Origin of the sequence: Plantibacter sp. CFBP 8798 (assembly GCF_014841195.1) — a bacterium.
Lineage (GTDB): Bacteria > Actinomycetota > Actinomycetes > Actinomycetales > Microbacteriaceae > Plantibacter > Plantibacter auratus.
This window is the reverse complement of record NZ_JACYTS010000003.1, coordinates 225,491-239,467: the sequence shown is the minus strand read 5'-3', so window position 1 is coordinate 239,467 and position 13,977 is coordinate 225,491. Positions and strand designations below refer to the sequence as shown.

General features: G+C 65.4%; 15 protein-coding genes. 1 reads left to right on the top strand and 14 read right to left on the bottom strand.

Features of this window, described 5'->3' with window-relative positions:
- Positions 1-54 precede the first annotated feature (54 nt).
- The 9 genes from IFU30_RS13815 to IFU30_RS13775 all read right to left on the bottom strand — a co-directional run bounded on the left by IFU30_RS13815 (position 55) and on the right by IFU30_RS13775 (position 7,845).
- A complete protein-coding gene (locus tag IFU30_RS13815) occupies positions 55-828 on the bottom strand; it encodes an SDR family NAD(P)-dependent oxidoreductase (protein WP_137243645.1) in 774 nt (257 codons plus the stop codon).
- On the bottom strand, positions 825-1,676 hold the full coding sequence (locus tag IFU30_RS13810) for a fumarylacetoacetate hydrolase family protein (RefSeq protein WP_137243644.1): 852 nt from the start codon (positions 1,674-1,676) through the stop codon (positions 825-827). The genes IFU30_RS13815 and IFU30_RS13810 overlap by 4 nt, the downstream gene beginning before the upstream one ends.
- Complete coding sequence (locus tag IFU30_RS13805; RefSeq protein WP_161578640.1) at positions 1,673-2,518, bottom strand: amidohydrolase family protein; 846 nt, start codon at positions 2,516-2,518, stop codon at positions 1,673-1,675. The genes IFU30_RS13810 and IFU30_RS13805 overlap by 4 nt, the downstream gene beginning before the upstream one ends.
- Complete coding sequence (locus tag IFU30_RS13800; protein WP_137243642.1) at positions 2,515-3,477, bottom strand: aldo/keto reductase; 963 nt, start codon at positions 3,475-3,477, stop codon at positions 2,515-2,517. Before IFU30_RS13800 ends, IFU30_RS13805 begins: the two co-directional genes overlap by 4 nt.
- An 84-nt stretch (positions 3,478-3,561) precedes the next feature.
- Positions 3,562-3,909, bottom strand: coding sequence for an L-rhamnose mutarotase (locus IFU30_RS13795; RefSeq protein ID WP_137243641.1), 348 nt, complete (start codon positions 3,907-3,909; stop codon positions 3,562-3,564).
- The gene (locus tag IFU30_RS13790) at positions 3,906-4,856 is read right to left on the bottom strand and encodes a carbohydrate ABC transporter permease (RefSeq protein ID WP_162852300.1); all 951 of its coding nucleotides are present in this window, start codon (positions 4,854-4,856) and stop codon (positions 3,906-3,908) included. The genes IFU30_RS13795 and IFU30_RS13790 overlap by 4 nt, the downstream gene beginning before the upstream one ends.
- Positions 4,843-5,724, bottom strand: a complete 882-nt coding sequence (locus IFU30_RS13785; RefSeq protein WP_137243640.1) for a carbohydrate ABC transporter permease — start codon at positions 5,722-5,724, stop codon at positions 4,843-4,845. Before IFU30_RS13785 ends, IFU30_RS13790 begins: the two co-directional genes overlap by 14 nt.
- 104 nt (positions 5,725-5,828) lie before the next feature.
- Positions 5,829-7,196: an ABC transporter substrate-binding protein gene (locus IFU30_RS13780; RefSeq protein WP_137243639.1), complete on the bottom strand. Its 1,368-nt coding sequence runs from the start codon at positions 7,194-7,196 to the stop codon at positions 5,829-5,831.
- Between the two features lie 235 nt (positions 7,197-7,431).
- On the bottom strand, positions 7,432-7,845 hold the full coding sequence (locus tag IFU30_RS13775; RefSeq protein WP_137243638.1) for a winged helix-turn-helix transcriptional regulator: 414 nt from the start codon (positions 7,843-7,845) through the stop codon (positions 7,432-7,434).
- Between the two features lie 86 nt (positions 7,846-7,931).
- On the opposite strand from IFU30_RS13775, the gene IFU30_RS13770 reads away from it, so the two are divergent.
- On the top strand, positions 7,932-8,339 hold the full coding sequence (locus tag IFU30_RS13770) for a nuclear transport factor 2 family protein (protein ID WP_191941600.1): 408 nt from the start codon (positions 7,932-7,934) through the stop codon (positions 8,337-8,339).
- 277 nt (positions 8,340-8,616) lie between these two features.
- Here the strand turns inward: IFU30_RS13770 and IFU30_RS13765 are convergent, their stop codons facing one another.
- From IFU30_RS13765 to IFU30_RS13745, 5 genes are all read right to left on the bottom strand, one after another.
- Entirely contained in the window at positions 8,617-9,459 is an 843-nt protein-coding gene (locus IFU30_RS13765; protein ID WP_137243637.1) for a DJ-1/PfpI family protein, read from the bottom strand.
- Positions 9,460-9,518: 59 nt separating this feature from the next.
- Entirely contained in the window at positions 9,519-10,298 is a 780-nt protein-coding gene (locus IFU30_RS13760; protein ID WP_137243636.1) for an ABC transporter ATP-binding protein, read from the bottom strand.
- Positions 10,295-11,302, bottom strand: coding sequence for a FecCD family ABC transporter permease (locus IFU30_RS13755; RefSeq protein ID WP_240044058.1), 1,008 nt, complete (start codon positions 11,300-11,302; stop codon positions 10,295-10,297). The genes IFU30_RS13760 and IFU30_RS13755 overlap by 4 nt, the downstream gene beginning before the upstream one ends.
- A gap of 56 nt (positions 11,303-11,358) precedes the next feature.
- Positions 11,359-12,192: an ABC transporter substrate-binding protein gene (locus IFU30_RS13750; protein WP_161578639.1), complete on the bottom strand. Its 834-nt coding sequence runs from the start codon at positions 12,190-12,192 to the stop codon at positions 11,359-11,361.
- A gap of 432 nt (positions 12,193-12,624) precedes the next feature.
- Positions 12,625-13,965: an aspartate aminotransferase family protein gene (locus IFU30_RS13745; RefSeq protein ID WP_137243634.1), complete on the bottom strand. Its 1,341-nt coding sequence runs from the start codon at positions 13,963-13,965 to the stop codon at positions 12,625-12,627.
- Between the last annotated feature and the right edge of the window lie 12 nt (positions 13,966-13,977).

The window sequence follows — 13,977 nt, the reverse complement described above, 5'->3', positions numbered from 1 at the left end:
TCGGCTGCGTCGTCGCTGCCTTGCGTGCTGGAGGTTTCATGCGATGTCGTTCGATCAGCCGTGCGCTTGGTTGGAGACAGGGCGCCGGGGACGAAGGTGTGTGACGCCACCGTCCACCTCGAGAGCGGTACCGGTGGTCGAGCCGGCAGCGGGCGAGGCGAGGTAGAGAATGGCGTCGGCGACTTCGTCCGGGGTCACCATTCGCCCCGTCGCCTGCCGTTCGTCCAGTTGCGCCCGCTCAGTGATGGGATCGTCGAACCCCGCGAGCATGCGCTCGACGAACGGAGTCGCGACGGTGCCGGGGCTCACGCAGTTCACGCGGATACCTTCCGCGACGTGATCGGTCGCCATGGCGTAGGTCAAGGCGAGGATGGCCCCCTTCGAAGCGGCGTAGAGAGCACGACGCGGAAGTCCGTTGAGAGCGGCAATGGAGCAGACATTGACGATCGAAGCGTGGCCGGACCGCCTGAGGTGGGGAAGCGATGCCGCGACGACCCTGGCCGTGCCGGTGACGTTCACGTCCAGTACTCGAGCCCAATCGTCGTCGTCGTTCTCCTCGACCGTGCCCACGGCGGAGATGCCCGCCGAGTTGACGACGATGTCGATGCCGCCCAACTCATCAGCGAGAGACTCGACCGCTGTCGTGACGCTCGACCGATCCCGCACGTTTGCGGCATGACCGACAACCGTTTCTGGGAGCCCGAGGACCTGGATGTCGAGGACACCGACTCTTGCGCCCTCGGCTTGGAGCGCCGAGACGACCGAGGCTCCGATCCCGGAAGAGCCTCCGGTGACGATCGCGCTGAGCCCGACGAACCGGCCGCTCACGCCGCACTCACCGTCTGCCGCGATGTGCCGAGACCGTCGATCTCAAGCTCGACGACGTCTCCAGTGCGCAAGTACACGTCGTCTGCCTGTCCGAGGGCGACGCCCGCGGGCGTTCCGGTGTTGATGAGATCCCCGGGATGCAACACCATGAACTGCGACAGGTACCAGATCACGTACTCGACCGAGAAGATCATGTCTGCTGTGCTCCCGTTCTGCCGTTGCCGTCCGTTGACGGAGAGGCGAAGTCCCAGTTGCTGTGGATCGGGGATCTCGTCGCGCGTGACCAGGTATGGGCCGAGCGGGTTGAACGTCTCGCAGCTCTTGCCCTTGTCCCACTGCCCACCTCGTTCCAGCTGGAACTCCCGCTCCGAGACGTCGTGAGACACCGCGTAGCCGGCGACGGTCGCGAGAGCATCCGCGGGGCTGTCGAGATATCGAGCGGTCCGGCCAATGACGACGCCGAGCTCGACCTCCCAGTCCGTCTTGCGTGAGCGTCGGGGGATCAGGATGGTGTCGTAGGGGCCGACCACCGTGGACGGATCCTTCATGAAGACCACCGGCTCCGTCGGGATCGCCGCCCCGGTCTCTTCGGCATGGTCTCGATAGTTGAGACCGACGCAGACCACCTTGCCCGGTCGGGCGATGGGCGCCGCCATCGAAGTTCCGAGTCCGGAAGCGACGGTGCGAAGGTCCCCGGCGATCATCGCTGCACGCGCGAGGTCGATTCCTCCGCGTTCGTGGAACCCCCGGTCGATGTCTGTGGTGATGGGGGACAGGTCGTAGGTCACGTCCTGCTCGAAGAGCACGGGCAGAGGGCCAGTGGGGGTGTTCAGTCGTCCGAGTTTCATGAGTCCAGTCCGTGAATGTCGTAGAAGTAGGCGGCGGTGTCCGAGAGGACGGAAGTGAGTGAGGTTCCGCCTCGATCGCCGGCGGCTGAAGCGACGAGATCGAAGGCCTTGCGGTGGTCTTCGACGAGTTCGACGAGAGGCCAGTCGCTTCCGTACATCACCCGGTCCGCGCCGAACAGATCGAGCGCTGTGTCGACGAACGGACGCGCCGGATGACCTGCACCAGGGGAAAGAGGGTCCGCGGGTCCCAGCAGACCGGAAGCCTTGGCGAACACCGTCGGTCGTGTCGCCGCGTCAGCGAGCGCCGACCTCCAGGCCGCGCGAGCCCTGGCGTCACCGGCCAGCGGCGGTTTGCCCAGATGGTCGATCACGATGCGCAGACCCGGATGGCGATCTGCGAGCGCTGGAACCTCGCAGAGTGCGGCGTGGTCCGCCGTGACGAAGTCCAGTGTCAGCCCGGCGTTCGCCAGCAGGTTCAGAGACTCGGTCTGCGCAGCACCAGCCAGCCATCCAGCAGCGCGTTCGTGGATGAGGTTTCGGACGCCCACGATGAGCGGATCGTTCGCGTACTCCTGGGCGAGCTCGGCCACGAGGTGGGGTTGGTCCAATGGGACCCAAGCGACGATTCCGACCACGCGGGGATCGAGCTCGGCCTGCGCCCGCATGACAGCGGTGTCGGACGCGTTGTCTGCTGCCTGCACGAGAATGATGCGAGTCGCGGGCCGGATGCTGGGGAACTCATCGAGCAGAACCGTGCGATCGAGGGGGTGGACGGCGTCGGTGAGCCAGGAATAGCTCGCGCTGGAGAGATCCCAGACATGAACGTGAGCGTCGATGATCATGAGGTCACCCCGAGGTGTCGCCATGCTTCCGGGGAAATCGTCGAGTCGTAGTAGGTGACGGTGCCCTCAACCTGCTCGGCTGTGCGCATTCCAACCACGACCGAGGCGACGTTGGGCTGGAGGAGCGGGAACTGGACAGCGGCTTGTGGCAACGTCACGCCCACCTCGGAGCACGCGGCGGACAGAGCCCGCGCACGGCGGAGGATCTCTGATGGAGCCTGTTGGTAGTCGTAGGTGGCGTCTGCCGGTACTTGTGGCTGGCTGAGGAGTCCTGAGTTGTAGACGCCGGCGGCGACGATGGCGACGCCGCGCTCGGCCGCCGCGGCTAGCAATTCATCCTCCGCGGAGCGATCGAGCAGGGTGTAGCGACCAGCGACCATGACGACATCGACGTCGCGTTCGCGGACCAATCTCGCGAGCATCGGGGCCTGATTCATCCCTGCCCCGACCGCCCCGACCACGCCCTGGTCGCGCAGCTCGATCAAGGCGTCCAGCCCAGTGGTCGATGCGCTGTCCCAGTGGTCGTCCGGGTCGTGCAGATAGACGATGTCCAGTCGGTCCATATGCAGTCGCGAAAGGCTGCTCTCGATCGATCGGAGCACCCCGTCGCGGCTGAAGTCCCACTCCCGACGATGGGTTGCGGGCACAGCGAAGCCGTCCTCGAGGTCGAAGTCACCTGCTGCGGCGCGTTCCGGTGTTGGAACGAGGCGGCGTCCGACCTTGGTGGAGATGACGAACTGGTCTCGTGGACGACTGCGGAGGTACTCGCCGAGTCGTTGTTCGGAGAGGCCGAGTCCGTAGTGCGGGGCGGTGTCGAAGTAGCGGATCCCGCTCTTCCAGGCGGTGTCGACAGCTTCCTTCGCCTCTTCGTCGGTCGTCGGACGGAACAGGTTGCCGAGCTGGGCGGCACCGAAACCAATCTCAGTGACCTTCAGTCCGCGGAGTTGTCTCGTACGCATGGGTTCTTCTCGCAGTAGGTAGGGAAAGGCATATGGGGCGGGGAGCGTTGAGGGCCCGGCTCGTCAGTCGGCGGGCAATGAAGATCAGTTGAGATGCCAGATTTCGGTGAAGAGCTCCCAGTTGTCAGCTGTGGAGTCATCGCGAAGGGGGCGTTGGCAGGGAGCGGTGTAGGACCACCAATGTTGGGTGATCGGGTCCATCGCCATGCGACGTTGATCGGCCTCGTAGTCGGACCCGACGTACTCGTAGTAGCCGAGGATGTAGTCGTCCAGCGCGAAGATCGTGAAGTTCCGGATGCCGCTTGCGGACAGAGCGGTTTCGATTCGCGGCCAGACGCTGCGATGCAGCTCGATGTACTCGTCGCGTTTCGAGCCGACCAGGCGGGCAGCCATCCCGAAACGACGGACCGGCTGTTGTTGCTCGTCGGTCATTCCTTGGTCCCTCCGGCCGTCATCCCCGAGACGAGGAATCGCTGGGAGAACAGGAAGATCACGAGGACGGGCGCGACCGAGAGGATGGTCGCCAACGCGAGCACCGGCAGGCTGATGGTCACCGATGCAGCGCTGGTCGGGTTGAAGAGCGGAACGTTCGACAGCAGCTCGACGAGCCCGACCTGGATCGGCGACTTCCGTCCCGGAGCGGTGACGAACGGGAGGAAGTAGTTGTTCCAGTTCCCGACGAGGTTGAAGAAGCCGACGAGGGCGATCACCGGAGTCGCGAGAGGCATGGCGATCTGGGCGAACACTCGGAACTCGGTCGCACCGTCGATCCGAGCCGCATTGAGCAAATCCTTCGAGACGCTCGTCGTGAAGTAGATGTACGTCAAGTACACGCCGAACGGGAAGAACGAGAACGGCAGGATGACCGCCAGGGGATTGCCGATGAGCTTCAGCGCCGAGAGTTCCAGGAAGACCGGGAGGACCAACGCCGTGTTGGGAATGAGCATCACGATGAGCGTCACGACCAGCAACGTCCGCCGCAGGCGGAACTCGGTGAGCGCCAGCGCATAACCTGCCGGGATCGTCACGACGAGCGTGATCACGAGCGCAACGCCGCTGTACAGCACGGAATTGCCGAGCCAGGTCCAGATGATGCCGTTCTGGAACTCGGCGAGGCTCGCCCAGTTCGCCAACAGGACGTCGATCGATCCGATGCTGAACGGCGCGTTCTGAACGAGATCGCTGGCGGACTTGGTCGGGGCGAGGAGGAGCCAGATGATCGGTATCGCGAAGAAGAGGGCGAAGACGGTGAGGACGGCGACGACCGTGACCCGCCCGAGCCATCGGCCAGGAGATACGTACTCGCGACCGCCCGAGCGGTTCGCCTTCTGGCTTTCGCGCCCGGTGGAGCGGGCGGATCGGATTTCAGTCGCGTTCAAAGAGTCCTCCTCGGAAGACGAAGATCGCCGACAGCGCCGCCGCAACTGCAAGGAGCAGGAGCGAGATCGCCGCGGAACCGTTGAAGTCGCCCTGTCTGAAGGCGTACAGGTAGGCGAGTTGATTGAGTGAGTAGTCCGGAGGGACGACACCCTTGGATGCTTGGGAGAGGACGCGGGGTTCGACGAACAGTTGGGTGCCAGCGGCCAGCGACATCACCGCGGTGTACGAGATCCATTTCCGAAGAAGTGGGATCTGGATGTACCAGGCGGCCTTGACCGGCCCAGCGCCATCGATTCGTGCAGCTTCCATGACGTCAGCGGAGATGTTGTTGAGTGCGCCGTACATGATCACGATCCACCCGCCGGCACCCGTCCAGAACGCGACGATGGTGAAGATGACCGGCAGGTTGTCGACGGAGACGGTCTGCACGAAATTCTCGAAGCCGAACGCGTTCAGGATGGCAGCCACCGGGCTCACGGAAGGGTCGAGCAGGAACAGCCAGAGCATCACACTCGACGCTCCTGCGAGGGCGCCCGGGATGTAGTAGACGAACCGGAGGCTGTTCGCCAGCCAGCGTCGCCCGATCGAATGGACGAGCAAGGCCAGCAAGACGACGAACACGAGAAGCGTCACCAGGTACACCACGAGGTAGACGGCCACGTGTGCCACCGCAGGGAGGAAGCGATAGTCGCCGAAGATCCGGGTGAAGTTCGAGATGCCGGCGAAGGCACCGTCGGTCGTGAAGGCGAGGAAGATCGTGTACAGCGTCGGCACGACGCCGAAGGCGATCAGCAGGAGGGCGTAGCCAGACGTGAAGACAGTTCCGATCCGGGCTTGCGAACGGTCTGGCCGGCGAGTGCGGGACACCCGCCGCCGCCCCTCGAGGGGGGAGCGGACGGCGGCGGGTGTCGGTGCTGGGAATGTGATGGGGTGTCCTTTGCTCGCGCAGGGGGACCTGCGATGAACGGTGGTTACTTGACGGTGTAGCCCTGGACCTGAGCCTGGTTCTCGTACTCGGCTTGCAGCGCCGGGACCAGCTCCTTGAGGGTCTTCCCTTCGGCGAGACCCGGGATCACGACCGAGGAGAACCCGGTTTCCGGGCTGAACGACGGGAAGCCCCAGCCGTCCCAGACGCTGTCCGCGGCACTGGTGATGGCGCCCTGGAAGTCGCCCGCGAAGTACCCGGAGGCCGCCTGAGCGCCCAGCCAGGCGTCAGCGGTGGAGCCGTAGGCGGGAAGACCGGTAGCGAGCTCTGCGGCCTTGTCGGAACTGCTCACGAACTCCAGGAAGGACACGACTCCGTCGAGGTTCTTCGAGTGGCTCGAGCCGTACCAGATCCCACCACCGACGTTGCCGGTGACCTCGGCCTCACCCTCCCAGTGCAGGGGAGCAGCGGCGCCGACGGTGCCCGGCGCAGCGTTCAGGCTGTCGGGATTCTGGAAGAGAGCTCCAGCGAACCATGCCGGTCCCGGCGTCCCGAGCAGCTTGTCGCTGTACTTCGACACGAAGTCGGCCCCGAACACGCTGTCCTGGACGAGCGTGCCGTTCGCGAGCATGTGGTCGATGAGGTCCGTCACCTGCTCCGACTTCGGATCCGCGAAGTCGCTGGAGAACGTCTGGCCGTCGACCTGGAAGACCGGAGCTTCGCCACTCCAGTAGTAGGTGAAGGGCCCGGTGAAGGCGTCTCCGACGGACCCGAGGATGTAGCCGGGGTGTTCGGCTGCCACCTTGTCGCTGAGCTCCCGGTAGTCCTCCCAGGTGGTCGGGACCTCATACCCGAACTGGGTCATCAGTGGTTCGTTGTACCAGTACACGACCGGAGCGAGGTCGTTGCGGACGCCATAGACGTTCTCGTCGATCGTCATCGGGTCCAAGGCGCCGGGGGTGAACCCGTCGAGGAAGTCATCGGAGAGCAGCCCCTTGTTCAGCACTGCTGCGAAGGCCTGCACGCCGTTCTGCTCGACGCCCGCCCAGGCGGTGTCATTGGTCTGCGTGGAGAAGACGACATCGGGCCACCCTTCACCTGACTGGTCGAACAGGGCGATCTTCGTCTTGAACGAATCGCTGCCGCCGGCGCTGCCGTCGTAGGTCTCGATGGTCATCTTCACGTCGGGGTTCTCCGACTGGAACGCCTTGGCGATCGGCTCGCGGGCAGCGTCGACCAGAACGGTCAGACCCGCGTTGGGGTCCTGCTCTGCGGCGGGGAAACCGTACTTGTCCGACGTCGCACTCGGGCCGGCGGTGCAGGCGGTGAGCAGGGCGAGACCGACGGCAGCGGTGGCTGACAGGGATAGGGCGCGTGGAACGCGACGGGGGTGACGACGGTGCAGTGTGGACATCGTGGATCCATTTCGGGTCGGCTTCATTGGCGATGGGGTCCGAGTTCATCTCGGCCTGATAGACAGTTCATCATACATAGTATGTATTGCCAACCCCCAGTTCGAGGTTCCGCCTACAGCCTGCCGCGCTCCGGGGTCGAGGGCTGGACTGAGGTGCCTATACGACGAGATTGCGGCTCATCACCGCCGGCGTGGGTGGTGCCCTATCGAGCGCGCAGACGTGCTGATGACGTCGTTAGCTGTCGGTGCGCTGGGCCGCGGTTCCATGCACGACGTTGTCGAAGGTGTCGCGGGAGTCGAGGACCTCAGCGATGTGCTGCTCCGCCCATTGGCCGAGAGCGGTCAGCGGTTCGCGCAGTGTCTGGCCGAGTGGCGTCAGGGTGTACTCGACGCGGGGTGGCATCTCGTCGTATGCGGTGCGAGTGAGGATGCCGTCGCGTTCCAGATCCCGAAGAGTGCCCGAGAGGACCTTGCCGCTGATCCCGCCGACCGTCTCGCGGAGCGTCCCGAATCGGAGGGGACCGTCGCTCAATGCGATGACGATCATCGCGGTCCACTTATTGGCGATCCGGGCGAGTGAGGTGCGCGAGGGGCATGTCGGCAGCATCACGTTCCAGACGGATGTGTCGGCAGGCGCATCAGAGTTCATCGGGAATCCTCCATAGTTACATTGAGGTAACAGGTTACCGTCTGAAACTATGGTCCTACCACTCACCCTCACGAAGGAGACACACCATGATCGACCAGACCCCCGCAGCCGTCGCCGTCACCTACTTCGATGCCCTCGGCCGCGGTGACATTCCGACGGTGATGGCGCAGTTCGACCCCGAGGTCGTGTGGCATCAGCCCGGAACGAACCAGTTCTCGGGTGACCACCGCGGCGTCGACGGTGTTGGTGCACTCCTCGGCGGCATGATGGCCACGAGCGAAGGCACCTTCCAACTTGCTGTGACCGGGCCTGCGATGGTGAACGGCGAGCTCGTTGCGGTCCCCGTCCGGTTCACCGGGACCCGGGGCGACGTCGTCATGGACATGCCCGGTGTCGACCTCCTGACCGTCCGTGGCGAGCGCATCGTCGAGGTGAGCCTGTTCTCCGCAGACGGCCCGGCGGAGGACATGTTCTGGGGGCCTGCTGAGAGCTGAGGTTCGGATGCGGGACGGGCGATTGCCTGCCCACATCTCGCTCGTCACCACGAGCCGGAACGGCGTCGAGACGGTCGCATTCATCGAGGATGCCTGTAAACGTGTACTGATGGTGCGCATGAACAGTGGTCGTATGCCTGCGTGACGTACTTCGGCTCCGCCTTGCGGCGCCTTCGGACAGGTCAGTCGAGCCAGATGTCCCAAGGCGCCGCTCTTCGAGCGGGGGCAGCGCCGGTGTATCGACGAACGCCGGCCGGGTCGCGGCGGGGCTCGTCGGTCAGACCGTCGGTGCTGTGAGTTCGGCTACGAGCGGTGCGAGGAACTCACGTGAGAGATCGGTGAGCTCAGCGCCGGCCCGCTCCGGGGTACCGGTGTCGAATGGCGGTTCCGGGGTGTATTCGGCTCCCAGGACGGCGAACTTCGCCAGCTCTTCGCCTGACAGGTAGGAGACGAGGCGGATGCCGAGGTCCATACCCGCGGTGACGCCGGCCGCGGTCAGCCGGTTGCCGTCCTCGACGACGCGTTCGTCGACCTCGATCGCGCCGTAGCCTCCGAGGAGGTGGCGGACGGACCAGTGCGAGGTGGCTCGGCGACCGTCAAGCAGCCCGGCGGCAGCGAGGGCGATGGAGCCGGAGCACACGCTGGTCACGTACTCCGCGTCCCGACCGATGCGCTCGAGGTTCGCCATGGCGCGGATGTCGCGGAGGAGGATGCCGGTGTCGCCGCCCGGGACGAGGATGACGGCGGGTGCATCGGTCACCTGGTCGAGCGTGAGCGCAGGTGCAAGGGTCGGCCCGCTGCCGCTCGGCACCGGTTCGAGGGTGGTTCCGGTGGTCACGAACTGCACCGTGGCGCCGGTTCCTGCGAGGAAGTGGAACGGGCCCACGACGTCGAGGAGTTCGAACCCCGGGTGCAGGACGATGAGGATCGTCTTGTCCGTCGCGAAGCTGACTCCGGGCCGTGCGGCGAGCGTGTGATGGGCGGCGATGCAGCGGTCGACCGCCTGCTGCTTGGCGGGATCATCGCCGATCACCGTGAAAAGGGTGCTGGCGGAAGGGTCGTGCCCCACCGTGTGACCGGGGAGGGCGGTGGTCTCGGGGGTCTGGTCGTCGTCATGCATGCGGATACTCCTGTGCCTGGTTGTCGGTTGTCGGTGTCGTTTTTGTCGGCCCGGTTCGATCAGCTGTCGGAGAAGACGAGCTGCATGCGCCCGGTGAGTGGGTTGACGAGGGTGTCGGCTCGGACGCCGAACACCCGGTCGAGCAGATGCGGAGTGAAGACTGCAGCCGGGGTTCCGGAGGCGACGACACGGCCGTGCTCGAGCATGACGATCTCATCGCAGTAGGACGCGGCGAGATTCAGTTCGTGCAGCGTGATGAGGGTGGTGACCTGGAGGTCGCGCACCAGTGCGAGCAACTGCAACTGATGACGGATGTCGAGGTGGTTCGTGGGCTCGTCGAGCACGAGGATCTGCGGTTCCTGCGCCAGTGCACGGGCGAGCTGCACGCGCTGCCGTTCGCCGCCGGACAACGTGCTGACATCACGGTCCGCGAACTCCGCGACGCCCGCGGTCACCATGGCTCGCTCCACGACCTGCCGGTCCTCGGCACTGTCGGTGACGAGGAGCCGTCCGTGTGGCAGGCGTCCGGTCGCGACGCAGTCGGCCACGGTGAGTTCGAGGTCTGCCGCGCTGTCTTGGACGACTGCGGCGATCACCCGCGCTGCCTTCCGGGCCGGCATCGTCCAGACGTCGTGGTCGTCGGCGAGAACCTGTCCCTCTGTGGGACGCAGCATCCGATAGACCGTCCGGAGGAGTGTCGACTTCCCGCTGCCGTTCGGCCCGACGAGCCCGACGACGTTCGAACGCGCCCGCAAGGCGACATCCTCGATGATTCGTCGGCCGGCGATGTCCACGCTGACGCCCTGGACTTCAAGTGACGTGCCTTCGGCTGCGTTCATCGCTGGGTCCGACCGGATCGCCGCAGCAGCCACAGGAAGAACGGTGCGCCGACGACGGCGGTGAGCAGCCCGACGGGGACCTCGGTCGGCGCGAGGAGCAGCCGAGCCCCGATGTCCACGACCACCAGCAGCAGTCCGCCGGCCAGTGCGGAGGCGGGGAGCACCCAGCGATGGTCGGACCCGATCACCATGCGGACGGCGTGCGGCACCACGAGGCCCACGAAGCCGATCGATCCGCTGACCGCCACGACGACGCCGACGAGCAGGGAGGTGATGATGAACAGCATGAGCCGCATCCGGCCGACGTCAACGCCGAGGCTGACTGCTGTCTCGTCGCCGGTGAGGAAGGCGTTCAAGATCGGAGCGAGGAGGACGAGCAGGATCGTCGCGATGATCAGGACGAGGGCCGGGACGCCGAGGTCGCTCCAGGTGGCCGCGGCGAGACTGCCAGCGAGCCATGACAGGACTTGTCCGACCCCTTGGTTGGCCCCGCTGGATCGGAGGACGAGATAGCTCGTGATCGAAGTGAGGAGATACGACATCGCCACTCCGGCGAGCACCAGGCGGTTCGGCGTCACCCGCCCACCCTGCTGCGCGAGAGCGAAGACGAGAACCGTGGTGATCAAGGCCCCGACGAAGGCCGCGACGGGAGTCGACACGGCGGCGAACAGTCCGTTCGTGAGCGTCAACGCGGCGACCGCGGTCACGGAGGCGCCTGAGGAGACACCGAAGACGAACGGGTCCGCCAACGGATTGCGCACGACGGCCTGGAGCACGGCGCCGGCGACCGCAAGCGCCGCACCGACGACGAACCCGAGCAATGCTCGGGGAAGGCGGAACTCCCACACGATCTGGTCGTCGAGCCCGGCGACCGGGCCACCGCCCCAGGGGAGCAGGCGCGCTCCGATCACTTCGACGACGCGCCCCGGTGCGATGCCCACGCTCCCCACGGCGACAGAGAGCACCACCGCGACCATGCAGGCGACAAGGAGGATGGCGATCACCGGTTGCGGGTGCCGCCGGGCTCGGGTGTGCGTCCGTGCTGGTGCGGGAGCTGCTGTCACGAGGAGGGAACCGGAAGATCCAGATCGGGGTGGAGGGCGTTGGCGATCTTCGTCAGACCCACCATGACCGAGATCGACGAGTCGGTCTCCTGCGTCGGCACCTCACTGATTCGACCGTTCTTCACCGCGGGGAGGTCGGGGAAGTTCTCCTCGAGGAACGCCTTCTGCGTCGCGAAGTCCTGGCCCGGGAACGTGCCGACGAGGATGACGTCGGCGTCCGAGGCGGCGAACTCCTCTTTACTGACGTAGACGGAGTCAGAGGAGAAGACGTTCTTGCCGCCGGCGGTGCTGATCAGGTCATCGTAGATACCGCCCGCCAGGACGATCACGGGGCCGGATCCGCCGTTGAAGTACGCGGTCTTCACCGTCGGCTTGCCCTGGACGGCCTTGACGACCTCCTCCTTTTCGGCATCGAGCCGAGCGATAACTTCATCGGCCTTCGCCGAGACGTTGAAGATCGTGCCGTAGTCGCGGAGCGTCTTGGACACGGAGTCGATGTTCCAGATCTTCGTGCTCTGTGAATCGGTCGCCCCACAGAGGTTGGCGCCGTAGACGGTCGCCCCGGCCTGCTCGAGCTGCTCGACCGACGCGTAGCCCTGTGAGGCGTCGAACGCGAACCCTTCCAGCACCTGCCCGGTGACGAAGTCCGGCTTCTCGCTCAACAGAACCTCTTTCGACGGGAACCCCATCATGCTCCCGATGGTCTGCAACCCATCCGCCGCCTTCGCGACCGAGTCCGGGTAGGGGGCGTAGTCCGCCTGGACCGCGACGATCTTGTCCCGGAGTCCGAGTGCAAGGAGTGCTTCGGTATTGGACTGCCACAGGCTCACCACACGGTCCGGCGCAGAGTCGACGGTGATGGTCCGGCCGCAGTTCTCCAACGACACCGGATACCCGGTCGCGGCAGTGGCGCTTGTGGGCGCAGTCGAACCCGGTGCGCCGCTCCCGGCGCAAGCGGTGGCAACCAGGAGAAAGACCGAGGCCGCCCCTGTCGAGGAGATGATTCGTCGGGCAGGGGGTCGCATGGGGCTCCTTTACTAGCGCGGATACACGGTTCTACGTCTTGTAGAAGACTAGCTCGTTTCGCGAGAAGACAAGCCGCACGTTGGTCCGACGGGCTCCTGTGAGCGAGCTATTGCCCTGGACCAGGCGCTCGCCGATGGCAGGATTGATCACCGCGTGGCGGCTCATGCTGGTTCTCTTTCGATCGGAACGGGGGTCGGAGTGGTTAGCCGCGCCGAGCCTGAAACCATGGACCGCGTTTAGGCCTCGAGGTCGGCGATGATGTCCTTCACCGTCTCGATGTACGACGTGATGTCGTCGTCGGTCATCGCCAGCGACAGCGAGAACTCACCGCGAGCGACGGGGAAGAAGCCCCGATTCGCGAGTTCGAGCGAGAAGGTCTGTGTCTTCTCGGCGTCGACGTTGCGCCAGTGATCCCGTTGGGTCTCCACGGTCATTCCCGCCTCGAGGCAGTACGCGTAGGCGAGTGATGAGTAGCCGCTCCCAAAGATCGTGAACGGACTCCGCCGCGCCGCGGTCCACTCACCGACCTCGGACAGGATGCGCCCGGCCATCGTGTTGAGCCGGTCGTACGCCGCTTCGTCGAGTGCGGTCATACACGCGATGCCGGCGATCAGGGCGAGCCGGTGCCCGTGGTGGGTCCCGGAGATCGGCACACGGCCGTCGGCGAGCACGCCCATGACGTCTGCGCGGCCGCCGATCGCGCCGAGCGGTAGCCCGCCCCCGATGATCTTTCCCATCACGGTGATGTCCGCATCGATGCCGTATGTGTTTTGCATGCCGTGGAACGAGGCCCGCAGGGTCATCGTCTCGTCGATGACGAGCAGGATGCCGAGTTCAGCGGTGACCCGACGCAGCATCTGGACGAACCCCTTTCGCAGCACGACGTGGCCGCCCGCGCCGCTTTCGAGTTCGACGATCACACAGGCGAGGTCGTCGGCGTGCTCGCGGAGGATGCGTTCGGTACCTGCTTCGTCGTTCTGCGTGAGCATGACCACGTGCTCGACGACCGCGTCAGGGATGCCCTCACTGTCGGCGACCGGACGGGGGTTGCTGTCTGACCCGTATTCCTCGCCACCGTGCGGGTGGGCGGATACGCTGACCGGGTCGGTGAAGCCGTGGTAGCCGCCCTCGAACTTCGCGATCAGGGTTCTTCCCGTGAACGCGCGTGCAACGCGAATCGCACTCATCACGGACTCTGATGCCGAACACGAGAACTGCACCATGTCGATCGAGGCGACGCGGTCGATGAGAATCCGGGCCAGTGCCGCCTCCTCCGCGACCGGGTTGCCGAACGACGTGCCCGAAGGAATGGCCGCGATGAGCGCCTCGCTGATCGTCTGGTTGCCGTGACCGAGGATGTTGACCGTGAAGTTGTTGTTCAGGTCCAAGAGCCGGTGTCCGTCGACCGTGTCGATGTACGCACCGTCGCCGCCCTCGACGAAGACGGCGTGGGGGCCGAAGTTGAAGGACGTGCGGCTGTAGCCGCCGGGGATCACCGCCCGTCCCTCCGTGGTGAGCTGGGCAGATGTGGCGAACTTCTCGCTGAAGCGACGAGTGGCGGATTCGAGCGTGAGCATTGTGGTCTCCTT

What these genes read in the sequence shown, in the direction of transcription:
- IFU30_RS13805 (WP_161578640.1), bottom strand. Translation starts at nt 2,518, where the DNA reads ATGATCATCGACGCTCACGTTCATGTCTGGGATCTCTCCAGCGCGAGC.
- IFU30_RS13775 (WP_137243638.1), bottom strand. Translation starts at nt 7,845, where the DNA reads ATGAACTCTGATGCGCCTGCCGACACATCCGTCTGGAACGTGATGCTG.
- IFU30_RS13745 (WP_137243634.1), bottom strand. Translation starts at nt 13,965, where the DNA reads ATGCTCACGCTCGAATCCGCCACTCGTCGCTTCAGCGAGAAGTTCGCC.
- IFU30_RS13760 (WP_137243636.1), bottom strand. Translation starts at nt 10,298, where the DNA reads ATGAACGCAGCCGAAGGCACGTCACTTGAAGTCCAGGGCGTCAGCGTG.
- IFU30_RS13795 (WP_137243641.1), bottom strand. Translation starts at nt 3,909, where the DNA reads ATGACCGACGAGCAACAACAGCCGGTCCGTCGTTTCGGGATGGCTGCC.
- IFU30_RS13780 (WP_137243639.1), bottom strand. Translation starts at nt 7,196, where the DNA reads ATGTCCACACTGCACCGTCGTCACCCCCGTCGCGTTCCACGCGCCCTA.
- IFU30_RS13765 (WP_137243637.1), bottom strand. Translation starts at nt 9,459, where the DNA reads ATGCATGACGACGACCAGACCCCCGAGACCACCGCCCTCCCCGGTCAC.
- IFU30_RS13810 (WP_137243644.1), bottom strand. Translation starts at nt 1,676, where the DNA reads ATGAAACTCGGACGACTGAACACCCCCACTGGCCCTCTGCCCGTGCTC.
- IFU30_RS13770 (WP_191941600.1), top strand. Translation starts at nt 7,932, where the DNA reads ATGATCGACCAGACCCCCGCAGCCGTCGCCGTCACCTACTTCGATGCC.
- IFU30_RS13800 (WP_137243642.1), bottom strand. Translation starts at nt 3,477, where the DNA reads ATGCGTACGAGACAACTCCGCGGACTGAAGGTCACTGAGATTGGTTTC.